This is a genomic window from Pseudomonas bubulae, assembly GCF_037023725.1.
Taxonomy (GTDB): Bacteria; Pseudomonadota; Gammaproteobacteria; order Pseudomonadales; family Pseudomonadaceae; genus Aquipseudomonas; species Aquipseudomonas bubulae.
Genome location: NZ_CP146077.1, coordinates 4,630,939 through 4,654,916, shown reverse-complemented (window position 1 = coordinate 4,654,916; position 23,978 = coordinate 4,630,939). Strand labels below are relative to the sequence as shown.

At 59.7% G+C, this 23,978-nt stretch carries 21 protein-coding genes; 10 read left to right on the top strand and 11 right to left on the bottom strand.

Going from position 1 to position 23,978, the window contains the following annotated elements; translation table 11 throughout:
* Positions 1-94: 94 nt before the first annotated feature.
* Positions 95-874 (bottom strand): OmpA family protein, encoded by a 780-nt coding sequence (locus V6L81_RS21395; protein WP_095001282.1) that lies wholly within the window; start codon positions 872-874, stop codon positions 95-97.
* Between the two features lie 66 nt (positions 875-940).
* The gene (locus V6L81_RS21390) at positions 941-1,354 is read right to left on the bottom strand and encodes a DUF4398 domain-containing protein (protein WP_019822131.1); all 414 of its coding nucleotides are present in this window, start codon (positions 1,352-1,354) and stop codon (positions 941-943) included.
* A gap of 270 nt (positions 1,355-1,624) precedes the next feature.
* Between V6L81_RS21390 and ppc the strand changes: the two genes are divergently transcribed.
* From ppc to V6L81_RS21365, 5 genes are all read left to right on the top strand, one after another.
* On the top strand, positions 1,625-4,255 hold the full coding sequence (gene ppc, locus V6L81_RS21385; protein ID WP_095001283.1) for a phosphoenolpyruvate carboxylase: 2,631 nt from the start codon (positions 1,625-1,627) through the stop codon (positions 4,253-4,255).
* 286 nt (positions 4,256-4,541) lie between these two features.
* Positions 4,542-5,189, top strand: a complete 648-nt coding sequence (gene adk, locus V6L81_RS21380; RefSeq protein WP_095001284.1) for an adenylate kinase — start codon at positions 4,542-4,544, stop codon at positions 5,187-5,189.
* Between the two features lie 95 nt (positions 5,190-5,284).
* Complete coding sequence (tsaB, locus tag V6L81_RS21375) at positions 5,285-5,968, top strand: tRNA (adenosine(37)-N6)-threonylcarbamoyltransferase complex dimerization subunit type 1 TsaB (RefSeq protein WP_095018182.1); 684 nt, start codon at positions 5,285-5,287, stop codon at positions 5,966-5,968.
* Positions 5,969-6,084: 116 nt separating this feature from the next.
* The gene (locus V6L81_RS21370; protein ID WP_095018181.1) at positions 6,085-6,372 is read left to right on the top strand and encodes a hypothetical protein; all 288 of its coding nucleotides are present in this window, start codon (positions 6,085-6,087) and stop codon (positions 6,370-6,372) included.
* Between the two features lie 4 nt (positions 6,373-6,376).
* Positions 6,377-7,240 (top strand): DUF72 domain-containing protein, encoded by an 864-nt coding sequence (locus V6L81_RS21365; protein ID WP_095018180.1) that lies wholly within the window; start codon positions 6,377-6,379, stop codon positions 7,238-7,240.
* Here V6L81_RS21365 and V6L81_RS21360 read toward each other — a convergent pair.
* The gene (locus tag V6L81_RS21360; RefSeq protein ID WP_338660318.1) at positions 7,237-7,857 is read right to left on the bottom strand and encodes an energy transducer TonB; all 621 of its coding nucleotides are present in this window, start codon (positions 7,855-7,857) and stop codon (positions 7,237-7,239) included. The genes V6L81_RS21365 and V6L81_RS21360 overlap by 4 nt on opposite strands.
* A gap of 93 nt (positions 7,858-7,950) precedes the next feature.
* On the opposite strand from V6L81_RS21360, the gene V6L81_RS21355 reads away from it, so the two are divergent.
* Entirely contained in the window at positions 7,951-8,733 is a 783-nt protein-coding gene (locus tag V6L81_RS21355) for a class I SAM-dependent methyltransferase (RefSeq protein WP_095001289.1), read from the top strand.
* Between the two features lie 131 nt (positions 8,734-8,864).
* Here V6L81_RS21355 and V6L81_RS21350 read toward each other — a convergent pair whose 3' ends face one another.
* Entirely contained in the window at positions 8,865-9,506 is a 642-nt protein-coding gene (locus V6L81_RS21350) for a TetR/AcrR family transcriptional regulator (protein WP_095001290.1), read from the bottom strand.
* A gap of 89 nt (positions 9,507-9,595) precedes the next feature.
* Between V6L81_RS21350 and V6L81_RS21345 the strand changes: the two genes are divergently transcribed.
* On the top strand, positions 9,596-10,696 hold the full coding sequence (locus V6L81_RS21345; protein ID WP_338660317.1) for an efflux RND transporter periplasmic adaptor subunit: 1,101 nt from the start codon (positions 9,596-9,598) through the stop codon (positions 10,694-10,696).
* A gap of 5 nt (positions 10,697-10,701) precedes the next feature.
* Positions 10,702-13,767 carry an efflux RND transporter permease subunit gene (locus V6L81_RS21340; protein WP_095001292.1) on the top strand — a complete coding sequence of 1,022 codons (3,066 nt, stop codon included), beginning with the start codon at positions 10,702-10,704 and terminating at the stop codon, positions 13,765-13,767.
* Positions 13,768-13,833: 66 nt separating this feature from the next.
* Here V6L81_RS21340 and V6L81_RS21335 read toward each other — a convergent pair whose 3' ends face one another.
* From V6L81_RS21335 to plsB, 3 genes are all read right to left on the bottom strand, one after another.
* Positions 13,834-14,232: a YbaY family lipoprotein gene (locus tag V6L81_RS21335; protein ID WP_095001293.1), complete on the bottom strand. Its 399-nt coding sequence runs from the start codon at positions 14,230-14,232 to the stop codon at positions 13,834-13,836.
* Between the two features lie 124 nt (positions 14,233-14,356).
* On the bottom strand, positions 14,357-14,533 hold the full coding sequence (locus tag V6L81_RS21330) for a hypothetical protein (RefSeq protein ID WP_338660316.1): 177 nt from the start codon (positions 14,531-14,533) through the stop codon (positions 14,357-14,359).
* A gap of 123 nt (positions 14,534-14,656) precedes the next feature.
* Positions 14,657-17,155: a glycerol-3-phosphate 1-O-acyltransferase PlsB gene (plsB, locus tag V6L81_RS21325; protein ID WP_095018176.1), complete on the bottom strand. Its 2,499-nt coding sequence runs from the start codon at positions 17,153-17,155 to the stop codon at positions 14,657-14,659.
* Between the two features lie 239 nt (positions 17,156-17,394).
* Between plsB and V6L81_RS21320 the strand changes: the two genes are divergently transcribed.
* Positions 17,395-17,604, top strand: coding sequence for a cold shock domain-containing protein (locus V6L81_RS21320; protein ID WP_095001295.1), 210 nt, complete (start codon positions 17,395-17,397; stop codon positions 17,602-17,604).
* Between the two features lie 127 nt (positions 17,605-17,731).
* On the opposite strand, the gene V6L81_RS21315 is transcribed toward V6L81_RS21320, so the two are convergent.
* The 4 genes from V6L81_RS21315 to V6L81_RS21300 form a co-directional block, all read right to left on the bottom strand.
* Complete coding sequence (locus tag V6L81_RS21315) at positions 17,732-18,109, bottom strand: hypothetical protein (protein ID WP_095001296.1); 378 nt, start codon at positions 18,107-18,109, stop codon at positions 17,732-17,734.
* Between the two features lie 80 nt (positions 18,110-18,189).
* Entirely contained in the window at positions 18,190-18,999 is an 810-nt protein-coding gene (locus V6L81_RS21310) for a putative RNA methyltransferase (protein ID WP_095018175.1), read from the bottom strand.
* The gene (gene dapE, locus V6L81_RS21305) at positions 18,999-20,150 is read right to left on the bottom strand and encodes a succinyl-diaminopimelate desuccinylase (RefSeq protein WP_095001298.1); all 1,152 of its coding nucleotides are present in this window, start codon (positions 20,148-20,150) and stop codon (positions 18,999-19,001) included. The genes V6L81_RS21310 and dapE overlap by 1 nt, the downstream gene beginning before the upstream one ends.
* A gap of 95 nt (positions 20,151-20,245) precedes the next feature.
* Positions 20,246-22,837 carry a glycosyltransferase gene (locus V6L81_RS21300; RefSeq protein ID WP_095001299.1) on the bottom strand — a complete coding sequence of 864 codons (2,592 nt, stop codon included), beginning with the start codon at positions 22,835-22,837 and terminating at the stop codon, positions 20,246-20,248.
* A gap of 276 nt (positions 22,838-23,113) precedes the next feature.
* On the opposite strand from V6L81_RS21300, the gene tcdA reads away from it, so the two are divergent.
* On the top strand, positions 23,114-23,932 hold the full coding sequence (gene tcdA / locus V6L81_RS21295) for a tRNA cyclic N6-threonylcarbamoyladenosine(37) synthase TcdA (protein WP_095001300.1): 819 nt from the start codon (positions 23,114-23,116) through the stop codon (positions 23,930-23,932).
* The last annotated feature ends 46 nt before the right edge of the window (positions 23,933-23,978 follow it).

Below are 23,978 nucleotides of genomic sequence, written 5' to 3'. Positions count from 1 at the left end.
GTCTGCATCGCGAGCAAGCCCGCTCCCACAGTTGTAGATATATTTGCGCAAAAAAAAGCCCCGCCTGATTACTCAGGCGGGGCTTTTTCATGTCTTACTTCATGGTTGAACGCGGAGCAACCGGCTGGTTGTCGTTGGAGATGGTCACTTCAACGCGGCGGTTCTGGGCGCGGCCAGAATCGGTGCTGTTGCTGGCCACCGGGTATTCTTTGCCATAGCCCTGCGCCACGATGCGGGTAGGGTCTACGCCTTTGCGCACCAGTGCATTACGCACCGACTCGGCACGGCGCTCGGACAGGGTCTGGTTGAAAGCCGCCGAACCGACACTGTCGGTGTAACCCTCGACAATCACCTTGCGGTCCGGGTTCTGCAGCAGGTATTCGGCCAGGGTGTTGATATTGCGCATGCCGTTGGGTTGCAGCTCGGATTTGCCGAACTGGAACAGCACATCACCAAAGGTCACCAGTGTGCCGCGTTCGGTTTGCTTGGCGTTCATGCCTTTGAGTTGCTGGATCTGCGCATCACGGGCATCGAGCAAGGCCTGGTTGCGCGCCGCACCGGCGTTTTTCAGATTGTTTTCAGCGGTTCGCAACGCGATGGTCTGCTTGGCCACTTCCACACGCTGGTTGGTCAGGTAAGCCAGCTGGTCAACCTTGGACTCGTCTTCCTTGTTCAGGTAAGCCTTTTCAGCCTTGTCCAGCCATTCGCTGGCGTCCTTGGTTTCGAGCGCTGCAACCTTGGTCGCTTCAGGGTTGGTTTGCAGGGCCGAGAAGTTGGTCTTGGCGTTTTCCAGGTTGACGTTGGGCTGGTGCGAGCACGCCGCCAGGCCAACGCTCAGGGCCAACAGGGCAGGGATCATTACTGTATTGCGCATGATATGTCGTCCTTTCTATCGATTAGGAATGCTGTGTCGTCAGATGCAGTCAAAAAAGGGCAGCGTTTACTGAACGCTGCGCATGCCTTCCTGACGCAATTGCTGAACGGCATTCTGAGCATCCTGAACAGCCTTCTCTGCTTTAGCTGCCTGGGCCTTGCGCTCTGCTACGCGAGCATCCCACTCAGCCTGTTCGGACAGGCGGCGGGCCTCGTCATATTTTTTGTCATGCATGGCCAGCTCGGCCTGCTTGAGCTTGTCCTGGGCTGACTTCATTTCCACCGGTGCATATTCAGTGGCACCTGCGCTCACGGCGTTGTTCACCGCCGATTGCGTCACGGCGTACTGCTCTGAAGGTGGATTGCCAGCACAACCGGCCAGAACGAAGCTGGTGCCGATTGCCAGCGCAGCCAGTTTTAGCCCGCGCAGGCGAGGTGAGGTGGTTTTGACAGTGCGGGTCATCATGGTCTTCAACTCCATTGGGAAGCTCCTTAAAAAAGCAAATTCCATCACGACTGGCGACGTCACCCGGAGTGTTGGAACACGAGTTCCAGCGGTGATGGTTAATGGCTGTGACCGAAGCGTTTTTTGAATAGTTCAAAAAAAGATGGCATTTGGCCTAAAAGATTTTCTGACCGATTGGTCAGCGCATTTTTTTAAATCTGTGCTTCCCATGGCTTGCCTCCAACTGCCTTTGCAACGCACTCTTGGGGCACGAGCTGTCCCCGGATCCTGCTGGAGAAACTGCTGATGACCGATATTGATGCACGCTTGCGCGATGATGTTCACCTGCTGGGTGAGCTGTTGGGTAATACGATTCGTGACCAATACGGCGAAGCTTTTCTCGCCAAGATCGAGCGCATTCGCCAGGGGGCCAAAGCCGACCGGCGCGGCACCACCGGCGAGGAGTTAAGCGCCATTCTGGACGCCCTGGGCGATGACGAAGTGCTGCCCGTTGCGCGAGCCTTCAACCAGTTTTTGAACCTGGCCAATATTGCCGAGCAGTACGAGCTGATCCACCGCCGTGAAGAAGGCCAGCCCCAGCCGTTCGAGGCGCTGGTGTTGCCGCAACTGCTTGCGCGCCTGCTCGCCGAAGGCCATGACCCCGAGTCGCTGGCGCGCCAGGTCAGCCGTCTTGAAATTGAACTGGTACTCACCGCACACCCCACTGAAGTGACTCGCCGCACCCTGATCCAGAAGTACGATGCCATTGCCGAGCAACTGGCGGCCCAGGACCATCGTGACCTGACCCTCGCGGAAAAATCCGAGATTCATCAGCGCTTGCAGCGGTTGATCGCCGAGGCCTGGCACACCGAAGAAATCCGTCGCACCCGACCTACCCCTGTGGATGAGGCCAAGTGGGGTTTTGCGGTGATCGAGCATTCGTTATGGCACGCCGTGCCGCATATGCTGCGTAAGGCTGACAAAGCTCTGCATGCCGCGACCGGCCTGCATTTGCCGCTTGAGGCCGCACCGGTCCGCTTTGCTTCCTGGATGGGCGGCGACCGTGATGGCAATCCCAATGTCACGGCCAGCGTTACCCGTGAAGTACTGCTGCTGGCGCGCTGGATGGCGGCGGACCTGTACCTGCGCGATATCGACAAACTGGCGGCCGATCTGTCGATGCAACAGGCCTCGGCGCAACTGCTGGCCGCCGCAGGCGACAGCGCCGAGCCGTATCGCGCCGTACTCAAACAATTGCGTGAACGCCTGCGGGCCACCCGCAATTGGGCGCATACAGCCTTGCACAGCACCCAGGCCGCGCCGCCTGAAGTGCTGCAGGACAATCGCGAACTGCTGGCGCCGTTGCAGCTGTGTTATCAGTCCCTGCATGCCTGTGGCATGGGCGTAATTGCCGATGGCCCGCTGCTCGATTTCCTGCGTCGGGCTGTAACCTTCGGCCTGTTCCTGGTGCGCCTCGATGTGCGCCAGGATGCTGCACGCCATGCCTCGGCCATGACTGAAATCACCGATTACCTGGGCCTGGGCCGCTATGAGGACTGGGACGAAGATGCGCGTCTTAGCTTTCTGATGCGCGAATTGAACAACCGTCGGCCGTTGTTGCCCGGTTATTTCAAGCCGGGTGCCGACACCGCCGAAGTGCTGGCGACCTGCCGCGAAGTCGCTGCCGCACCGGGCGCCTCGCTGGGCTCCTACGTGATCTCGATGGCCGGTGCTGCCTCGGATGTACTGGCGGTGCAACTGTTGCTCAAGGAGGCTGGGCTGGAGCGGCCGATGCGGGTTGTACCGCTGTTCGAAACCCTCGCCGACCTCGACAATGCGGGGCCGGTGATCGAGCGCCTGCTGCTGTTGCCGGGTTATCGCGCGCACCTGCAGGGCCCGCAGGAAGTGATGATCGGCTATTCCGATTCGGCCAAGGATGCGGGCACCACCGCGGCCGCCTGGGCGCAGTACCGGGCGCAGGAAGCCCTGGTCAATATCTGCCGTGAGCAAGGCGTCGAGCTGCTGTTGTTTCATGGTCGCGGCGGTACCGTGGGGCGCGGCGGTGGCCCGGCTCACGCGGCCATCCTGTCGCAGCCGCCGGGCTCGGTGGCGGGGCGTTTCCGCACCACTGAACAGGGCGAAATGATTCGCTTCAAATTCGGCCTGCCGGACATTGCCGAGCAAAATCTCAACCTGTACCTGGCCGCCGTGCTGGAGGCCACTTTGCTGCCACCGCCCCTGCCGGAGCCGGGCTGGCGGGTACTGATGGATGAGCTGGCGGCAGACGGGGTCGCTGCCTACCGTGGCGTAGTGCGGGATAATCCGCAGTTCGTCGAGTACTTTCGCCAGTCCACCCCGGAGCAGGAGCTGGGCCGCTTGCCTCTGGGCAGTCGGCCGGCCAAGCGCCGGGCAGGGGGCATTGAAAGCCTGCGGGCCATCCCCTGGATTTTTGGCTGGACCCAGACCCGCCTGATGTTGCCCGCCTGGCTGGGTTGGGAAACTGCATTGCGTCGTGCGCTGGAACGCGGTGAAGGTGATCAACTGGCACAAATGCGTGAGCAGTGGCCCTTCTTTCGCACCCGTATCGACATGCTGGAAATGGTCCTGGCCAAGGCCGATGCCGATATCGCCCGGCTTTACGACGAGCGCCTGGTGAGCCCGGAACTGCTGCCATTGGGTGCGCACTTACGCGACTTATTGTCGCAGGCGTGCGCAGTGGTGCTGGGCTTGACCGGGCAGGCGCAGTTGATGGCACATAGCCCGGAGACGCTCGAGTTCATCCGTTTGCGCAACACTTACCTTGATCCTCTTCATCTATTGCAGGCCGAGCTGCTGGCACGCTCGCGTCGCCAGCAAGCGGCGCAGGACAGCCCTCTGGAACAAGCGTTGCTGGTGACTGTGGCCGGGATCGCGGCCGGCTTGCGCAACACCGGCTAAGGCAAAACAGCGGCAAATGTCGCGCCAGAGCGGGCGGGGACACGGCAGACTGGATGCCGATCGCTGCGCGGGCGCGACACTTTATTGTGGGGTTGCGACCTGTGACACCCGGCCGCACAGGCCCGTTTGGCTGTAATTTTTCCTACTTTGGGCGGCTTGTGTGGGCCGGGCCTGCTGTGTATCTTGATCAGCCCTTGGCCGTTTTGATGGCCATAACCCGATTTTGAGACTGGCCCAAAGAGGCGAGTTTGTTGTCATTTAAATAAAAAATTTGAGGAGCACATCGATGCGCGTAATTCTGCTGGGAGCTCCCGGGGCCGGTAAAGGTACTCAGGCAAAGTTCATCACTGAAAAATTTGGCATCCCGCAAATCTCCACCGGCGACATGTTGCGTGCAGCCGTAAAAGCCGGCACCGAGCTGGGCCTGATCGCCAAAGGCGTGATGGACAGCGGTGGCCTGGTTTCCGACGACCTGATCATCAATCTGGTCAAAGAGCGCATTGCTCAGCCGGATTGCGTAAACGGTTTCCTGTTCGACGGTTTCCCGCGCACCATTCCGCAAGCTGAAGCGCTGGTTAAAGCCGGTGTCGAGCTGGACCACGTGCTGGAAATCGCCGTTGAAGACGAAGAGATCGTCCAGCGTATTGCTGGCCGTCGTGTACACGAAGCCTCGGGCCGTGTGTACCACACCGTCTACAACCCGCCAAAGGTTGAAGGCAAGGACGATGTGACCGGCGAAGATCTGGTACAGCGCAAGGACGACACCGAAGAAACCGTTCGTCACCGCCTGTCTGTTTACCATTCGCAAACCAAGCCGCTGGTGGACTTCTACCAGAAGCTGGCCGCTGCTCAGGGCAAGCCCAAGTACAGCCACGTTGAAGGCGTTGGCTCGGTCGAATCGATCACGGCCAAGGTGCTTGAAGCACTGAGCTGATAAGTCGATTTTGCGTCATGACAACAGCCCGCTTGCGGGCTGTTGTTGTTTATACTGCTGCACTTTTTTCAATTCTGATTCTGACGGGAACACCGATGACCACCTTGCTGGCCCTGGATACCGCGACTGAAGCTTGCTCAGTTGCCTTGTTGCACGATGGCAAGGTTACTAGCCACTACGAGGTGATCCCGCGCCTGCATGCGCAAAAGCTGTTACCGATGATCAAGGCGCTGCTGGCCGCGGCCGGTGTCGAGCTGTCGGCGGTTGAGGCCATTGCCTTCGGTCGCGGGCCTGGTGCCTTTACCGGTGTGCGTATTGCCATTGGCGTGGTTCAGGGCCTGGCCTTTGCACTGGAGCGCCCGGTGTTGCCGATCTCCAACCTGGCGGTCCTGGCCCAGCGTGCTCACCGTGAGCACGGCGCAACCCAGGTGGTGTCGGCGATCGATGCACGCATGGACGAGGTGTATTGGGGCTGCTACCGCGAAGAAGCGGGTGAGATGCGCCTGCAAGGCGCTGAAGCGGTATTGGCGCCTGAGGCTGCGGCCTTGCCCGATGGTGCTACAGGCGACTGGTATGGCGCGGGCACTGGCTGGGGCTATGCCGAGCGCTTGAACGTCAAGCCGTATGCAATGGACGCAGGCATGTTGCCCCACGCCGAAGACCTGCTGACCCTGGCCCGCTTTGCCTGGGCCCGCGGCGAAGCCATCCGTGCCGATGACGCCCAGCCTGTGTACCTGCGCGACAAGGTAGCGGCTACAAAAGCCGAACGTGGCGTTTGATCCACTTTTGTAGCAGCTGCCGAGCGGAGCGAGGCTGCTGCTACAAAATGGCCGGCCCATTTGCTTAGTCTGCCCTGCGCCGCTAAATTGTATCTATCGTTACAGAGCATGCAGCCATGCGCATTGACAGCTTTTCTCCCCGGTCATACCCCATCAAGCGCAAGCCGCGTAATGGTCAGGCGGTGGTTGATGAGTCGGTTGAAGACACTGAGGCTGCGCCCGAAAACACCCCCCGCACATCCTCCGGCGCCGAGCGCATCAGCCAGTTGCCGGTGCGCTCGCAAGACATGATCTTCCAGCGCGCCATGAGCAAAAGCGCGGCCAGTGCCCTTGCCAGCTACCTGACCACCGCAGGCTTCGTCGACTGGGAACAGGAAGTGCTGGGCCTGGATCTTTACATCTGAGTACATGACTGACCTTCCTTACTACCTCGGTTGTCCGTCCTGGAGTGAAAACGCCTGGCGCGAAGGGCTGTATCCGCAAAACGCCCGCCCGGCGGATTTTCTGAGCCTGTATGCGCAGGTGTTCAATGCGGTCGAGGGCAACACCACGTTTTACGCCAGGCCTGCACCGACCACGGTGGTCCGATGGGCACAAAGCCTGCCTGAACACTTTCGGCTGACGGCCAAGTTCCCTCGGGATATCAGTCACGGCGGTGATTTGCGCGAGCAATTGCATGCAGCCGAAGACTTCCTGCAACTGTTGCAGCCCTTGGGAGCGCGTGTAGCGCCATTTTGGCTACAACTCCCGGCAAGCTTCGGGCCACAGCGCCTGGCGGAGCTGGTGAGCTTTGTGGACGCCTTGCAGAGGCCGTTGGCCGTTGAGGTGCGGCATCCGGAGTTCTTCGCCAAGGGCGATGCCGAGCGCCTGCTCAATCGTCTGCTGATGGATCGAGGGGTTGAGCGTATCTGCCTTGATTCGCGGGCACTGTTCAGTTGTGATTCGGGCGACCCTGCCGTGCTTCACGCACAATCGAAAAAGCCCAGGGTGCCCCCACGTCCGGCGGCTTTCACGCAATGTCCGCAGGTGCGTTTTATTGGCCGTCCGGAGCTTGAGGCCAACGATCCTTACCTGGTGCCCTGGGTTGAAAAAGTCGCGGGCTGGATCGAAGAAGGGCGCACTCCCTATGTTTTTTTGCACACGCCGGACAATCACCGTGCTCCGGAACTGGCACGGCGTTTTCATCTTCAACTGAGTGAAAGGTTACCTGGGTTGCCGGCATTGCCCGAGCTGCATCCCCCCCAGAGTCGCGAACAACTAGGCCTGCTTTAAGCCGCCAGGCGCAAGTTGTTGACCACCAGCGGGCGTGCCCAGCCCAGATCGAAATCCATGGCCCGTTGTTGCTCGATCAGGGTCATGGCATCGAAGGGCTCGGCAGGCGGCGGCAGCAAGTCAGACTCAAACTCGGCAATGGGCAGATGCAACGCGCGAGGTTCAGGCGCAGGGCCCGGCTCAGGCAGCGGATGACCCTGAGCCATGACTACTGGGCGCACCCACGTAGTGTTGAAATCCTGCTGGTGTTGTTGCTCGACAATGACCTCAGGCGGGTAGGGCACGGCGGGCGGTGGCAGCAGGTCCAGTTCAAATTCGGCAATGGGCAAAAACAGGGCTTCAGGCGGGCGCAGTTCAGTGTCCTGAACGTCGCAGTGGCGCTGGGTCACGATAGTGCCCAAAACCTCACTGCCGCCACGGGGCTCGGCATTTTCATTTTTGGCTGTCGGCGCTGTATCAACCGTCGCATAGCCTTCAGTACCGGACTGCTCGGCCAATGCCTGGGCGTAGAAGTCCTTCCACAGGTGGTTGACGCTTCCTGTGATCTGGGAATTGTGTCGGCCAAAGTCACCAATGGGCGCAATAAAGCCGATAGATGCGGATTGAATGTCTGACATAACTCTCGGTTGGCGCTCAGCTCTGGCAAAATGCCGGATATTTCATTTATCGGCAGTCTTTGCCGATCATTAAATTTTTGAGCGTGTTTTTAGATGATTGAGCAAACAGCGGGCTGTCGTATCAAAGTCGAGGCACTGGACGAGGCTTATCAGGCCCTGGCCGAGCAATGGGCCGAGCGTCTGGGTTTGTCGTTGGACGAACCGGACGCCGAGTTCGCCTTGCAATTGAGCGCCCAGGGTTTGCAGCTGCAGCAGTTGGGCGCAGATGCGCCGGGCCCGGTGCGGGTCGACTTTGTCGAAGGTGGCGCGGCCCACCGCCGTTTGTTTGGCGGCGGCACGGGGCAGATGATCGCCAAGGCCGTGGGCATCCAGCAGGGTGTGCGCCCGCGGGTGCTGGATGCCACGGCGGGCCTGGGCAAGGATGCATTTGTGCTGGCGAGCCTGGGCTGTGAAATGAGCCTGATCGAGCGCCAGCCGCTGATCGGTGCCTTGCTCGAAGACGGGCTGGCCCGTGGTCTGGATGACTTTGAGGTGGCGCCGATCGTGTCGCGTATGCACTTGCTCAAGGGCAATTCGATCGAAGTGATGCGCAATTGGCAAGGCGAACCGCCGCAGGTGATTTACCTGGACCCGATGTTCCCCCATCGCGAAAAAACCGCCCTGGTGAAAAAGGAAATGCGCTTGTTCCGGCCATTGGTGGGTGATGACAACGATGCCCCGGCGTTGCTGGAAGCTGCGCTGGCGTTGGCCAGCCACCGGGTGGTGGTCAAGCGCCCGCGCAAGGCACCGTGCATTGCCGGGCCCAAGCCGAGCCATGCGCTGGATGGTAAGTCGAGCCGTTACGATATTTATCCGAAAAAAGCGTTGAAACCTTAAAAGCCCCTAGCCCTAGCCCTCTCCCGGAGGGAGAGGGGCCTAAAAGGTAAAAGCAAATCTGCGTAACACCACAGATCAGCCCTCTCACCCTCCGGGAGAGGGTTGGGGTGAGGCTAAAAGGCGCCGCGGTCTCACGACAATGGCTGATACGCCCGCATAAATATCCCCACCACTTCCTGCACATGGGCCTCGCTTTCCTCAGGCCCCGGCGGTTCACCGCCAGCAAACAGCAGGCGAAAGTTCGGCGCGCCCTTGAGCATGCAGAAGAAGTGCTCCGCCGCATAATGGGGGTTGTCGATCTGCAGCGCGCCACTTTGATCCATCTTGCGCAGTAGCCCCTCCATCTCGTGCACCACGCGCTCCGGCCCGGCCTCCAGAAAAATCTGCGACAGCTTCGGGTCCTGGCTGCCCAGAGCAACCATCAGGCGATGCAGGTTCAGCGACTCTTCACTGTTGATCAGCACCTGAAAACCACGGGCAATGTTCAGCAATACATCCTTGATCGGCTTGCCTGCAGGCAATTCAAAGAACAGTACCGGCAACTGTTCGGTGCATTTGGACATGATGGCCGAGGAAAACAGGGTCTCCTTGTCGGTGAAGTGACTGTAGACCGTCAGTTTTGACACACCTGCCAGACCCGCAACCGCATCCATGCTGGTGTTGGCATAGCCCTTGGTCAAAAACAGGGTTTTGGCGGCGTCGAGGATCGACTGGCGTTTTGCCAGGTCCTTGGGGCGCCCGAGGGCATTGGGGGGTAAAGGATTGTCAGACATATCCGTTTATTACTGGACTGGTGAGTTTAGTATTAATAACATGCTGCCAGTATAAATATTCCAAGCCCCATTAGCGAAAGGTCATCACCATGTTGCGCCATGCCTTGCCCCGCGCTGTGCCTGTGTGTCTGCTGTTTTTATTGTCTGGGTGTGGGCAGCAGGAGCCCGCAAAAATCAGCATCAGCCCGGCGATGGTGGTGCAACCGCAGCCTTCGGCACTGGCCAGCCAGAGTTACCCCGGCGAAGTGCGGGCACGCTTTGACCCGCAGTTGGCGTTTCGCATTGGCGGCAAAGTTACCAAGCGTCTGGTGGACGAGGGGGAGCGGGTCAAGGCTAATCAGCCGCTGGCCGAGCTGGACCCGCAGGACGTGCGCCTGCAACTGGACGCCACCCGCGCCCAGGTCGCCGCCGGGCAGGCCAACCTGAACCTGGTGCGTGCCGAGCGCGACCGCTACAAGACCCTGCTGGACCGGCAGATGGTCAGCCGTTCGCAGTTCGACAACGCCGAAAACCTCTTCCACTCAGGCGAAGCCAGGCTGCAACAGCTCAAGGCCGAGCAGGACGTGGCCAGCAATCAGGCGAGTTATGCGGTGTTGCGTGCGCCGCAAGACGGTGTGATTGCCCAGCGTCAGGTCGAAGTGGGGCAGGTGGTCAATGCCGGGCAAACGGTGTTTACCCTGGCTGCCGATGGCGAGCGTGAGGTGTTGATCAGCTTGCCGGAACAGGATTTTGGCCGTTTCAAGATAGGCATGCCGGTAGCGGTCGAGTTGTGGTCGCAGCCTGGCCAGCGCTTCAGCGGTCGCATCCGCGAACTGTCGCCTTCAGCTGATCCTAAATCGCGCACCTTTGCTGCCCGTATCGCTTTCACCGCTGGCAAAGTGCCTGCCGAACTGGGACAAAGTGCCCGGGTGTTTATTCAGAGTGAAGGTGTCAGCTCGCTGTCGGTGCCGTTGTCGGCCCTGACGGCGGAAAATGGTGCGTCCTATGTGTGGCGGGTGGGCCAGGGCAACAAGCTGGAGCAGGTGCCCGTGCGCGTGGGGCCGTTTGGCGAAAGCAGCGTGCCGGTGCTCGAAGGCCTTACGGCCGAGGACTGGATTGTCGCCGCCGGTGTGCATGTGTTGCATCCCGGCCAGGAGGTGCGGCCGATTGATCGCTCCAATCGGGCAATCAATATTGCGGCCAAGGAGTGATCCCCATGGGTTTCAACCTGTCCGCATGGGCATTGCGTAATCGCCAGATCGTCCTGTTTCTGATGCTGTTGCTGGCAATCGTTGGCGGGCTTTCTTACACCAAATTAGGGCAGAGCGAAGACCCGCCGTTTACCTTCAAGGCGATGGTAATCCGCACCCTGTGGCCGGGCGCCACGGCTGAAGAAGTCTCGCGTCAGGTCACCGAGCGAATCGAGAAGAAACTGATGGAAACCGGCGAGTACGAGCGCATTGTCTCGTTCTCGCGCCCGGGTGAATCGCAAGTGACCTTTATGGCCCGCGATTCGATGCATTCCGACCAGATCCCCGAGCTGTGGTATCAGGTACGCAAAAAGATCAGTGATATCCGCTACACCTTGCCACCGGATGTTCAGGGGCCGTTCTTCAACGATGAATTTGGCACGACCTTTGGCAATATCTACAGCCTGAGCGGCGAAGGTTACGACTACGCGGTACTCAAGGACTACGCTGACCGTATCCAGATCCAGCTACAGCGGGTCAAGGATGTGGGCAAGGTCGAGTTGCTGGGCCTGCAGGACGAAAAAATCTGGATCGAACTGTCCAACCTCAAGCTGGCGACCCTGGGTTTGCCGCTGGCTGCCGTGCAAAAAGCCCTTGAAGAGCAAAACGCAGTATCGACGGCGGGCTTCTTCGAAACCCCGACCGAGCGCGTGCAATTGCGTGTGAGCGGTAACTTCAAGACGGTCGAAGAGATCGAGCGCTTCCCCATTCGCGTAGGCGAGCGCACCTTGCGCATCAGCGACGTGGCGGATGTGCGTCGCGGTTTTAATGATCCTCCGGCACCGCGCATGCGCTTTATGGGCCAGGACGCGATTGGCCTGGCCGTGGCGATGAAGGACGGTGGCGATATTCTGGTGCTGGGCAAGGCACTGGACACCGAGTTTGAGCGGATCCAGAAAAACCTTCCGGCGGGGATGCAACTGGGCAAAGTGTCAGACCAGCCTGCGGCGGTGAAAACCAGCGTTGGTGAGTTTGTGCAGGTGCTGGTCGAAGCACTGGTCATCGTTTTGCTGGTGAGTTTTTTCTCCCTGGGTGTGCGTACCGGCATGGTGGTGGCGCTGACCATTCCGCTGGTGCTGGCCATGACTTTTGCCGCCATGCATTACTTTGGCATCGGCCTGCACAAGATCTCGCTGGGCGCGTTGGTGCTGGCGCTGGGCCTGCTGGTCGACGACGCGATCATCGCCGTGGAAATGATGGCGATCAAAATGGAGCAGGGCTACGACCGGCTCAAGGCCGCCAGCTTTGCCTGGACCAGCACCGCGTTCCCGATGCTCACCGGTACGCTGATAACGGCTGCGGGCTTTTTGCCGATTGCCATGGCGCAGTCGAGCACCGGCGAATACACCCGCTCGATTTTCCAGGTGGTGACCATTGCCCTGCTGGCGTCGTGGGTGGCTGCGGTGGTGTTTGTGCCGTATTTGGGCGCGCTGTTGTTACCGGACCTGGCGAAGATTCATGCGGCCAAACACGGCACAGGGGCTGGCGTGCCTGACCCCTATGCAACGCCATTTTACCAGCGCGTACGTCGGTTGGTGGAGTGGTGCGTGACCCGGCGCAAAACCGTGATTGCCCTGACCGCGTTGGTGTTTATAGGCTCGGTGGTGCTGTTCAAGTTTGTTCCGCAGCAGTTCTTCCCGGCGTCCAGCCGACTGGAGCTGATGGTCGATATGAAGCTGGCCGAGGGTGCTTCGTTGAGCAACACCACCGACCAGGTCAAGCAGCTCGAGGCACTGCTCAAGGATCACCCGGGCATCGAGAACTATGTGGCTTACGCAGGCACCGGTTCGCCCCGCTATTACCTGCCACTGGATCAGCAACTGCCCGCGGCGAGCTTTGCCCAGTTTGTGGTGTTGGCCAAGACCATCGAGGACCGGGAAAGCCTGCGCACCTGGTTGATCGACACGCTCAATGAACAGTTCCCGACGATACGCTCGCGGGTGACGCGTCTGGAAAACGGCCCGCCTGTGGGCTATCCGGTGCAGTTTCGGGTGACCGGCGAGCATATCGAAGAGGTACGGGCGCTGGCGCGCAAGGTCGCAGCCCAGGTGCGGGGCAACCCCCATGTGGTTAACGTGCACCTGGACTGGGAAGAGCCGAGCAAGGTGGTCAACCTCAATATCGATCAGGACCGGGCGCGTGCCCTGGGGGTGAGTACGGCCAACCTGTCGCGCTTCTTGCAAAGTACCTTGCTGGGCTCGACGGTCAGCCAGTACCGCGAAGATAACGAGTTGATCGAAATTCTGCTGCGCGGCACAGCCCAGGAACGTACCGAACTGGCGCTGCTGCCGAGCCTGGCGGTACCGACCGATAATGGCCAGAGCGTTGCCCTGTCGCAGATTGCGACCCTGGAGTACGGCTTTGAAGAAGGCATTATCTGGCACCGCAATCGTCTGCCGACCGTGACGGTGCGGGCGGATATTTACGGCAAGGAGCAACCGGCGACCCTGGTGCAGCAGATTCTGCCGACCCTGGAAGGTGTGCGTGCCGAGCTGCCAGATGGCTATCTGCTGGAAGTGGGTGGCACGGTGGAAGACTCCACCCGCGGCCAGGACTCGGTGAAGGCCGGTGTACCTCTGTTTATCGTGGTAGTGCTGACGTTGCTGATGGTGCAGCTGCGCAGTTTCTCGCGCATGGTGATGGTATTCCTGACGGCGCCTTTGGGTTTGATCGGGGTGACATTGTTCCTGTTGTTGTTTGGCAAACCGTTCGGTTTTGTGGCGATGCTGGGCACCATTGCGTTGTCGGGGATGATCATGCGCAACTCGGTGATCCTGGTGGATCAGATCGAGCAGGACAAGGCGGCGGGGCTGGATCCGTGGCGGGCGGTGATTGAAGCGACGGTGCGGCGGTTCCGGCCGATTGTGCTGACCGCGCTGGCGGCGGTACTGGCGATGATTCCACTGTCACGCAGCGTGTTCTTCGGTCCGATGGCGGTGGCCATTATGGGCGGGTTGATCGTGGCGACTGTGCTGACGTTGCTGTTCTTGCCTGCGTTGTATGCGGCTTGGTTCAAGGTGAAGAAGGTCTAGGAGCCAAAGCCCTCACCCCAACCCTCTCCCTTCGGGAGAGGGTTGGGGTGAGGGCGAGCCTGCGGATTAGCGAATCTGATCCACGCGCACACGGATCGGCTGCTGGGTCTTGGCCGTCAGGTCGACACTGTTGCGCTCGGTGTTGATAAACAGCAACTGGCCGTTCTCTTCAATCCGCGCGCTGATTGCGTAGGTGTGGCCAGGTTTGATTTGCGCCGGGTCATAGGTCAGGTGGAAAGGCAGTGGCACCTGGCCTTTTACCGGGCCGCTCTGCTTGGCCAGCGTTACCGCTGGCGCGTCGGCCAGAGACACATCCTGCAGGCTCACTTCCAGTGTAGCGGTAGGTGGCAGGGCGATACGTTGCAGGTAGAACACTTCACCGTCGAGGGACGCTTGCGGGGTCGAGGTCATGGAACTACAGGCTCCCAGCAGGGCGGTCAGGCTCAGTAAAAGTAACTTTTTCATAGGGCAGACTCCGTTTCTTTTCCTGTGTAAGACATTTCACACTGGAGAATGGAAGGGATTCTAGCAATGAACTTGCCTTTGAAGCGGCAAACCTGTGCCTGACAACCGCTGCTGTTTCAGTGGGTTATTCAGTCAGAGGTTCATCCTGGGATTCGTCAGGGGGGTTGTTGTGGCTGGCGGGTTGGATGCCGTTGCCACCGTGGACGCTGCCATCGGGATTCTGAACATGCCAGGGCGTGCCAGCATTACCCCTGGTTTCAGGAAAGGGGTGTTCGGAGGGGGTTTTGTTGTCTTGGGTCATTTCCAGACTTCCTTATCGTTGGTTTGCTTTGGATGTGTGCCGAAATCTTCGGCACACATCCAAGGCTAGTCGCGGATTGGAAGGCTGAAACCGGTTGAGACGTTTCAACTCAACTTTGCAGGATTATCCCACGCTCTCGGAAATATCCGCGGCATCTTCACTGCGGTGCAATGCCACCTGGCGAATGGACAGGCGGATTTCCGCAGGCAACACGCGCTTGGCGGCCCCTTCAGCCAGTTCACCGAGCAATTCGTGGTAGCTCAGCTTGCCATTGCTATCGCGGCGCAACACGTCCTCTTCAAGCAAGGTCTGGATAAAGTGCCGGAACAGGCTCTTGTCGAAGAATTCCGGGGCGTTGAGCCCATGCAGAATCGACAGGCGCTGGGCCATCATGGTGCACAGGTCTTCCAGTTCTTCGGCGCTCAGGGTGTTCTGGCCGCTGTTGAGCAGCAGGGATATGGCCATGTAAAAGCGCTGCAGGGTTTGCGCAATGCTTTTGGACAGCAGCGTCAGCAATACAAAGTGTCGCGAGCTTGGCGCAGGGCGCAGGTACACGTCTTTTTCGAACCGTAGCAACCCTTGCTCGACAAAGGCTTCAAGCCATTGATCGACCACTCCGTCGAGTTCTTGCTCGGACCAGCGGATAAACAGTTCCGATTGCAGGTACGGATACAGCGCATGGGTGTAGCGCAGGATCTGTTCGCGGCTCATGCGCGAAGTGCTCTGGAAGAAGCTGGCGAGCAATGATGGCAAGGCAAAGATATGCATCACGTTGTTGCGGTAATAAGTCATCAGTACCGCGTTCTGCTCATCCAGATAGAGGATCTTGCCCAGCGCATCGCTTTGCTCGGCCAGCAGATTCATGTCTTTGACATGCTTGATCAGCGCCGGGCCATCGCCTTCGGGCAAGGTGGTGTACGGCGAGTAAGGCACACGGCGCAGCAGGGCCAGATAGAGGTCCAGTACCCGGGCCATGGCTTGCTCATCCAGGGCCAGGCGGGTAGTGGACAGCAAGGCCAGTGCCACCAGGTTTACCGGGTTGATGGCCGCCGCTTCATTCAGATGCCGGGCAACCTTTTCTCCCAGGCGGTTGGTGGTCTGGCTCAGCCATTCAGGGCGGTAGGACGGTGCAAGCTCCTGCTGACGCCAGCCCGGCTGCTCCTGCTCAAGAAACTCGGCCAGCTTGATCGGCTCGCCGAAGTTGACTGCGACCTGACCGAACTTCTGTTTTTTCAGCGCACCGATCACTTTGAAAATGTCAAAAATCGACTCTTTTTTCTTGCTGGCGCCGCGCAGCTCACCCAGGTAGGTACGGCCTTCAAGAACGCGTTCGTAACCGATGTATACGGGTACGAACACGATCGGCGTGCGTGATGAACGCAGGAAACTGCGCACGGTGATGGCCAGCATCCCGGTTTTCGGTTGCAGCATGCGTCCGGTGCGCGAGCGGCCACCTTCGACGAAGTACTCAACCGGGAAACCCTTGGTGAACAGGGTGTGCATGTATTCGTTGAACACCGAGGTGTACAACGGGTTGCCCTTGAAGGTGCGGCGCATGAAAAATGCCCCGCCACGGCGTAGCAGCGGGCCCAGCACCGGCATGTTCAGGTTGATCCCGGCGGCAATGTGCGGCGGGGTCAGGCCGTTGCGAAACAGCAGATAGGACAGCAGCAGGTAGTCGATATGGCTGCGGTGGCACGGCACATAAATGATCTCATGGCCCTGGGCGACCTTTTGCACGCTCTCGATCTGGTTGACCTTGACCCCATCGTAAATCTTGTTCCAGAACCAGCTCAGCAGTACTTCAAAAAAACGGATCGCGGTGTAGGTGTAGTCCGAGGCGATTTCATTGGCGTAGCGCAGCGCAAGGGCACGGGCCTTGTCGGGTGAAATATTCTCGCGCTCGGCTTCATCGAGGATCGCCTGGCGCACGGAAGGCTCGTTGACCAGGCCCTTTACCAGCGTACGCCGGTGCGACAGGTCGGGGCCGATGGTCGAGATTTTCAGGTTGCGAAAGTGCACCCGTAAAATGCGCTGGGCCATGCGCACGGTGCGTTCGTGGCCCTTGTTGAGGTCGACCAGCTCTCGCATATGGATAGGGGCCGAGAACTGCACGCGGGTTTTACGGCCCAGAATCAGGATGCGCAGCATGCGCCGCAAACGCCCGGTCACGGCCCAGCTGTCGGCGAACAGCAGTTTCCAGGGGCTGGACTCGCTGTCGGGGGACTGGCCCCAGAATACGCTGACCGGGATGATTTGCGCGTCTTCCCCCGGGTGCTGGCTCAAGCCGTCAACCAGTCGGGTCAATACCGGCGGTGCGCCACGCTTGTCCTGACGCCCCAGCCAGTCCGGCTCGGGGGTCAGGTAGAAGAAGGCAGCTGGCTCTATCATCTCGCCTACGGCAACTGGCAGCACCGGGCGCGGCAGGCCGGCTTTGGAGCACTCGGCGTCGACAACGGCCAGCTCGGTCAGCGAGGGCGATTGCAGTACATAGAACACCGGTCGGCTGCGATCCAGGTTCAGGGTCAGCGAAGACTGGTTGATGGTCTCCGAGCGCACCCACAGGTACAGCAAGCGACGCAGGGCGCCAAATACAAGGCGGCGGAATGGGGAGGGGGTCATACGGCTTCTGCGTTAGTGAATTAAACGAGCGTTTACTCGGTCGGGTAGTTTGCAGTATCAGCGCAAAATCGGCAAAAAAGCGCTGAACTAATATTGATTGAGTGTTTTTTTGCCTGACCTATACTCGGTGGTCTTTCGCGATACTGCGTCAGACAGAGTTTTGCAGAGTCAGGTTCAAACGATAGTTCTCAAAGGGCCAGTTAACGAGCCCGATCAATAATAAAAAGGGGGGAAGTTCCATGACTGCACGTGTAACGGGCAATGTGAAGTGGTTTAACGACGCAAAGGGCTACGGCTTTATCCAGTGCGAAGACGGGGCTGATGTGTTTGTGCATTACCGTGCCATTCGCGGTGAAGGCCATCGCAGCCTGGCCGAAGGTCAGCAGGTCGAATACACCCAGGTCTCGGGCGCCAAGGGCCTGCAGGCCGAGGATGTAGTGGGGTTGTAAGGCACTGCTTGCCCTCCCTGTGGGAGCGGGCTTGCTCGCGATTGCATCAGCGCATGTGCACATAGACACCGCGTCGGTCGCATCGCAGGCAAGCCAGCTCCCACAAGGGATCTATGGCCGGTCCGAATCAGGAACCGGTTTTCCAGGTGATTTCTTCCTGGCCGTCTTCGCTGATGCGGATCCAGCGGTCGGCGTCTGCCTCGCCCTGTTCTTCAACCCAGCTGCCCGGCGCGCAGCGCACTTCGATGTGCAATGCCTCAAAAGCAGCCTTGGCGCAGGCGATGTCGTCTTCCCACGGCGTCTGGTCACTGTCCAGGTACAGGCTATTCCATTTGCCTACAGCTTTTGGCATCCAGGTTACGGGCACGTTGCCGGCCATGCACTTCCAGGTTTCGCCTTTCTTTTTCCATTCCGTGCACGGTCCCAGCACGTTTGCCAGCCAGGCTTCGACGTCTTTGTAAGTGACGGCTTCTTTCAGGTAAATCTCGATATCGGGTTGGCGCATGGATGTCCTCACTGCGTGTCTGAAAAATCCATTCGCGGATTAGTCGGGCCAAGGGCATGTGCCCCTGGCCGTAAAATGGGTTATTGAAGTACGAAGTAATCGTAGCGCATCGACACGGTCACCACTAAAGGCTCGGGGTGCTCGATGACCTCGGCGCGCCGCTCGGCACTGGCACGCCAGCCGTGAGGGGTCATGGCCAGCAGGTTGGCGCGATCCTGGGGTTCGCTCAGGCTGAGGGTGAACTCCAGTGTTTCACTGTGCTGTAGCGACATGCCTTCGGGCACCAGGGCCAGATGCTTGTCGTCGGCGTAATCCCGGACTTCGTCGTACAGGCGTTCGCGCAATTCCATCAAGTGACCGCGGGTCGGGCCTACACGCATCAGGCCGCCACCGGGGGTGAGCAGGCGCTTGGCTTCGAGCCAGTCCAGCGGGCTGAACACACTGGCCAGGAACTGGCAGCTGGCGTCAGCCAGTGGCACGCGGGCCATGCTGGCGATCAACCAGGTCAGTTGCGGGCTGCGTTTACAGGCACGCTTGACCGCTTCGCGGGAGATATCCAGCGCGTAGCCATCGGCGTTGGGCAGCGCGTCGGCGATTTGCGCGGTGTAGTAACCCTCGCCACAGCCGATGTCGAGCCAGCGCTGCGGCGCGCGTTCGGCGGCCAGTTCGGCCAGGCGTTTGGCCACAGGGGCGTAATGCCCGGCGTTAAGAAAGTCGCGGCGGGCTTCAACCATAGCCTGGTTGTCGCCTGGGTCACGGCTGTTCTTGTGTTGCACCGGCAGCAGGTTCAGGTAGCCCTGGCGGGCACGGTCAAAGCGATGGCCGGCAGGGCACACCACACCATTGTCTGCCGCGTTGAGCGGCTCGGAGCAGATCGGGCAGGCGAGCATCAGGCGAGCAACTTGATCAGGGTCTGGTAGTAGATTTCGGTCAGCACGTCGAGATCGCTGGCCAGCACCCGTTCGTTGACCTGGTGAATGGTCGCGTTGACCGGCCCCAGTTCTACCACCTGGGTGCCCAGGGTCGCGATAAAGCGACCGTCGGATGTGCCACCGCTGGTGGAAGCCTTGGTTTCGCGACCGGTCACCTGCTTGATGCTCGACGACACGGCATCCAGCAGCGCCCCCGGCTCGGTCAGGAACGGCAGGCCGGACAGCGCCCAGTCGATGTGCCAGTCCAGGCCGTGCTTGTCCAGGATGTCCGCGACGCGCTTTTGCAGGCCCTCAACGGTGGACTCGGTGGAGAAGCGGAAGTTGAACACTGCAACCAGATCACCCGGGATGACGTTGGTCGCGCCTGTGCCTGAGTTGAGGTTGGAAATCTGGAAGCTGGTTGGCGGGAAAAAGGCATTGCCGTTGTCCCAATGCTCGGCGGCCAGCTCGGTCAGCGCAGGCACGGCCAGATGAATCGGGTTCTTGGCCAGATGCGGGTAGGCCACATGGCCTTGAACGCCGCGAACGGTGAGCTTGGCCCCCAGAGAACCGCGACGGCCGTTCTTGACCACATCACCCACCAGGGAAGTGCTCGACGGCTCGCCGACGATGCACCAGTCCAGACGCTCGTTACGTGCGGCGAAACGTTCGATCACGGCCTTGGTGCCGTGATGGGCCGGGCCTTCTTCGTCACTGGTGATCAAAAATGCGACCTTGCCCTTGTGGTCCGGGTAGTCGCAGACAAAGCGTTCAGCGGCCACCAGCATGGCTGCCAGGCTGCCTTTCATGTCGGCCGCGCCACGGCCGCAGAGCATGCCGTGCTCATCGATCAGCGCGTCGAACGGGTCGTTCTGCCAGGCCTGTACCGGGCCGGTCGGTACCACGTCAGTGTGGCCGGCGAAGCACAGCACCGGGCCTTCGTGTTTGCCGTGGGTGGCCCAGAAGTTGTCGACGTCTTCGATGCGCATCGGCTCAAGCATGAAGCCGGCATCGCCCAGGCGCTGCATCATCAGCTTCTGGCAGTCAGCGTCGATCGGCGTCACGGAAGGGCGACGGATCAGATCGCAGGCGAGTTGCAGGGTCGGCGAAAGGTCGGCGTGGGCCGTCATGGTAGGGACTCCGAAGCGGGACACAAGGCACAAAAGGGCGGTTATCTTAAAGCAAAACGGCGGCCAGAGGCCGCCGTTTAGTGGTTGCAGTCGATTTATGCAGCGGGTTGCTCTTGTGCTTCTTCGACCGGTTTAGGCAACGAAGACATAAAGGCCATGATCAGCGCTGCCAGATACGGCAACGATTGCACCAGCAGCATCACCACCCAGAAACGCATGTCGTTGCTCGGCAGGCCTTGTACGAAGAAAATCCCCACAGCCGCGCCCCAGAGCAGCAGCATGATGAACACCTCTTCGCGGGCTTCCGAGATCGCTACCCAAAAGCCGTGGTTATCGGCGTTTTTAGGCGTCCGGAAGAACGGGATGCTGGTGGTGAAGAACCCGTACAGCACGGCTTTGGCGATGGTGTGGGACAACGCCAGCCCGGCCAGTGCCGCGGCGAAGGCGTCCTTGAGGTTGACCCCCACTGCACGGCGGTACAGGAAAATGATCTTGCCCACCTTGAACACAAATAGCGCCAGTGGCGGAATGGCGAAAATCAACAGTGGCGGGTCGACCCGCGTTGGCACGATGATCATCGCCGCCGACCACAACAGGGCACCGACAGTGAAGAAAATATTCATGCCGTCGGCCACCCATGGCAGCCAGCCTGCGAGGAAGTGATAGCGCTGGCCACGGGTCAGCTCCGTGTCTTTGCCCAGCAACAGGCTGGAGGTGTGACGCTTGATAATCTGAATCGCACCGTAGGCCCAGCGGAATCGCTGTTTCTTGAAGTCGATAAAGGTATCGGGCATCAGGCCCTTGCCATAGCTGTTGTGGGAATACGCGGCGGAATACCCTTTTTCAAATACCCGCAGGCCCAGTTCGGCGTCTTCACAGATGCACCAGTCTGCCCAGCCCAGTTCTTCGAGCACTGAACGGCGGGTCATGGTCATGGTGCCGTGCTGAATGATCGCATCGCGGTCGTTACGGGTGACCATGCCGATATGGAAAAAGCCCTTGTATTCGGAGTAGCAGAGCTTTTTGAAGGTGCTTTCGTTCTGGTCGCGGTAGTCCTGTGGCGATTGCACGATGGCGATTTTCGGGTCGGCAAAGTGCGGCACCATATGCTTGAGCCAGTTGCGGTCCACGCAGTAATCAGAGTCGATCACGGCAATCACTTCGGCATCCGGCGCGGTATGCGGGATCAGGTAGTTCAGCGCGCCGCCCTTGAAACCGGCCAGGGGCGCGACGTGGAAGAACTTGAAGCGCGGGCCGAGGGTGGCGCAGTAATCGCGCACCGGCTCCCAGACTGCCGGGTCCTTGGTGTTGTTGTCGATGATCAACACTTCGAAATCGGGGTAGTCGAGGTTGGCCAGGGCGTCGAGGGTCTGTTTGACCATCTCCGGCGGCTCGTTGTAGCACGGCACATGGATCGAGACTTTCGGACGGTAGGCATCGTCGGCTTCTACCGGTAAAAACTCCCTTCGCCGCTTGCGAATCCATACTGCTTCGGCCAGTTCATGGGCCTCGGTGAGCAGCACGATAAACACCCCGAGCGCACCTAAGCCAAGCAGAAAGCCCACAGTCAGGCTGAACCAGGTGCTGTATTGCTGGCTGTAGTCATAGGCGATCCACACCAGCACCGAGCCGCAGAGGAAAGCGGTAAAGGTCAGGAAGGTGCGGCCACGCTGGCGCAGGGCGGAACCGTCGATCAGCAGCAGTGCCAGTGACAGCAGGCCCATGACCACCGAGCCGATGGCCAGTACGCGCCACTGTGGAATCGCCACCACCGGCCCTTCAAAATTGAATTTTTGCTGGCGGGCAGCGTTGTACACGCCCCAGTACGCGCCCACTGAACCTTCGTCGCTGGCCTTCCACGGCTGGTCGAAGGCTTCGATCACAAAATAGTTGTAGCCCCGGCGGTTGAGGGTATTGACCAACGTACGCAGATAAATCGCCTGGTCGGCCGGGGTAGCGTCAGCGCCACCGCGCATGCGGCCATTGCTCGGCCAGCCAACTTCCGACAGCAGCAGCGGTTTTTTCGGGAACATTTTTTTCAGGTCGCGGGCACGGTCCAGGACGAATTCGCCGGCCTTATCCACCGGGATAAATTCCCAGTAGGGCAGGATGTGCGCGGCGATCAGGTCAACGTGCTTGGCCAGTTGCGGGTACTTTTCCCAAATATGCCATTGCTCGGACGTGGTGACCGGCACCTTGACCGCGGCGCGCACCCGATCCAGCAGCACGATCAGGTCTTCGGGCGTGATTTCTTCGCGGAACAGGGCTTCGTTGCCCACCACAACCCGCACCACGCTGCGTGAGTTGTTGGCCAGCTCGATGGCTTTCTGGATTTCCCGCTCGTTGCGCTCCAGATCAGGGCTGATCCAGATCCCGATGGTCACGCGCAGGCCGAATTCTTCGGCCAGCTTGGGAATGTCGCCCAGGGTGCCGTCAACCGAGTAAGTCCGGATGTTGTCGGTCAGCTTGCTGATGATTTCCAGGTCGCGACGCATTTCGTCGTCGGTCGGGTACTGGTCTTTCTGTGGGTACTGCCCTTGCTGGAACGGCGAGTACGAAAAACCGGAGATTTGCTCGGGCCAGTTGGGCGCAGAGACCGGGCGATTGATCAGCGCCCAGAAGCCTGTGAAGAGCGCGGCGATGGCCAGGACCACCACCAGATTGAGTCCAAATTTACGCGATGACATAACTATTTCGGGTTCCAAAGGGAGTGGAACGAAGATCGGTCGGCGGGTGCCAAACGGCGCGCATCCTACACTGTGCTTTGACCAATCGTATAGCGGACGGAATTGAGTCGGGCGTTTGGCACTTACAGCCGACTTAAGTTCTTTCTTTATTAGTTGTAGCTCTTATCTTCTTCCGTAGCAGGCTATTAAAGCAGGCTTGGTCGCATAGCTTGTAGGAAAGATACTCAATGCAATGTAAGAACCCTATAATGCGCGCCGGTTTTTGGGGTGTTGGTCATGAGTACAGAAGATCCACGTTTTGCCGGTGTAGCCCGGTTATATGGGCTGGAAGGCCTTGAGCGACTGAAGGCGGCGCATGTGGCGATCGTCGGTGTAGGCGGCGTCGGGTCGTGGGCAGCGGAAGCGATTGCGCGCTGCGGCGTCGGCGAAATTTCGCTGTTTGATCTGGATGACGTGTGCGTTAGCAACAGCAACCGCCAGTTACACGCCTTGAGTACGACCATTGGTCGGGACAAGGTTGAGGTGATGGCCGAACGCCTGCGTCAGATCAATCCTGACTGCAAGGTTCATGAGGTGGCCGATTTCGTGACGCGCGAAACCATGGCCGACTACATCACCCCCGATATTGATTGCGTGATCGACTGCATCGACAGTGTGAATGCCAAGGCGGCGCTGATTGCCTGGTGCAAGCGGCGCAAGATACAGATCATCACCACCGGTGGCGCGGGCGGGCAAATTGACCCGACGCTGATTCAGGTCTGTGACTTGAACCGTACCTTCAATGACCCTCTGGCCTCCAAGGTGCGTTCGACCTTGCGTCGCGATTATGGATTTTCGCGCACCATGACCCGTCACTACAGCGTGCCGTGTGTGTTCTCCACCGAGCAGCTGCGCTACCCAAAGCCGGACGGCAGCATTTGCCTGCAGAAGAGTTTTGTCGGTGACGGGGTGAAGCTGGACTGTGCTGGCGGGTTTGGCGCAGTGATGATGGTGACGGCCACCTTCGGCATGGTGGCGGCGACCAAGGCGGTGGACAAGATCGTGGCGGGCGTGCGCCGGCCTTCGGAGAAGGTAAAGCCTGCACCACAGGAATAAGGCTCGCCTCGGACCTGGCCTGTGGGAGCGGCCTTGCTCGCGATAG

Coding starts and splice junctions, on each gene's coding strand:
- ppc (WP_095001283.1), top strand. CDS start 1,625: ATGACCGATATTGATGCACGCTTGCGCGATGATGTTCACCTGCTGGGT.
- V6L81_RS21350 (WP_095001290.1), bottom strand. CDS start 9,506: ATGTCTGACAATCCTTTACCCCCCAATGCCCTCGGGCGCCCCAAGGAC.
- dapE (WP_095001298.1), bottom strand. CDS start 20,150: ATGACGGCCCACGCCGACCTTTCGCCGACCCTGCAACTCGCCTGCGAT.
- V6L81_RS21310 (WP_095018175.1), bottom strand. CDS start 18,999: ATGCTCGCCTGCCCGATCTGCTCCGAGCCGCTCAACGCGGCAGACAAT.
- V6L81_RS21320 (WP_095001295.1), top strand. CDS start 17,395: ATGACTGCACGTGTAACGGGCAATGTGAAGTGGTTTAACGACGCAAAG.
- tsaB (WP_095018182.1), top strand. CDS start 5,285: ATGACCACCTTGCTGGCCCTGGATACCGCGACTGAAGCTTGCTCAGTT.
- tcdA (WP_095001300.1), top strand. CDS start 23,114: ATGAGTACAGAAGATCCACGTTTTGCCGGTGTAGCCCGGTTATATGGG.
- V6L81_RS21315 (WP_095001296.1), bottom strand. CDS start 18,109: ATGCGCCAACCCGATATCGAGATTTACCTGAAAGAAGCCGTCACTTAC.
- V6L81_RS21345 (WP_338660317.1), top strand. CDS start 9,596: ATGTTGCGCCATGCCTTGCCCCGCGCTGTGCCTGTGTGTCTGCTGTTT.
- V6L81_RS21365 (WP_095018180.1), top strand. CDS start 6,377: ATGACTGACCTTCCTTACTACCTCGGTTGTCCGTCCTGGAGTGAAAAC.
- V6L81_RS21390 (WP_019822131.1), bottom strand. CDS start 1,354: ATGGAGTTGAAGACCATGATGACCCGCACTGTCAAAACCACCTCACCT.
- V6L81_RS21370 (WP_095018181.1), top strand. CDS start 6,085: ATGCGCATTGACAGCTTTTCTCCCCGGTCATACCCCATCAAGCGCAAG.
- V6L81_RS21395 (WP_095001282.1), bottom strand. CDS start 874: ATGCGCAATACAGTAATGATCCCTGCCCTGTTGGCCCTGAGCGTTGGC.
- V6L81_RS21300 (WP_095001299.1), bottom strand. CDS start 22,837: ATGTCATCGCGTAAATTTGGACTCAATCTGGTGGTGGTCCTGGCCATC.
- plsB (WP_095018176.1), bottom strand. CDS start 17,155: ATGACCCCCTCCCCATTCCGCCGCCTTGTATTTGGCGCCCTGCGTCGC.
- V6L81_RS21355 (WP_095001289.1), top strand. CDS start 7,951: ATGATTGAGCAAACAGCGGGCTGTCGTATCAAAGTCGAGGCACTGGAC.
- V6L81_RS21360 (WP_338660318.1), bottom strand. CDS start 7,857: ATGTCAGACATTCAATCCGCATCTATCGGCTTTATTGCGCCCATTGGT.
- V6L81_RS21330 (WP_338660316.1), bottom strand. CDS start 14,533: ATGACCCAAGACAACAAAACCCCCTCCGAACACCCCTTTCCTGAAACC.
- V6L81_RS21340 (WP_095001292.1), top strand. CDS start 10,702: ATGGGTTTCAACCTGTCCGCATGGGCATTGCGTAATCGCCAGATCGTC.
- adk (WP_095001284.1), top strand. CDS start 4,542: ATGCGCGTAATTCTGCTGGGAGCTCCCGGGGCCGGTAAAGGTACTCAG.
- V6L81_RS21335 (WP_095001293.1), bottom strand. CDS start 14,232: ATGAAAAAGTTACTTTTACTGAGCCTGACCGCCCTGCTGGGAGCCTGT.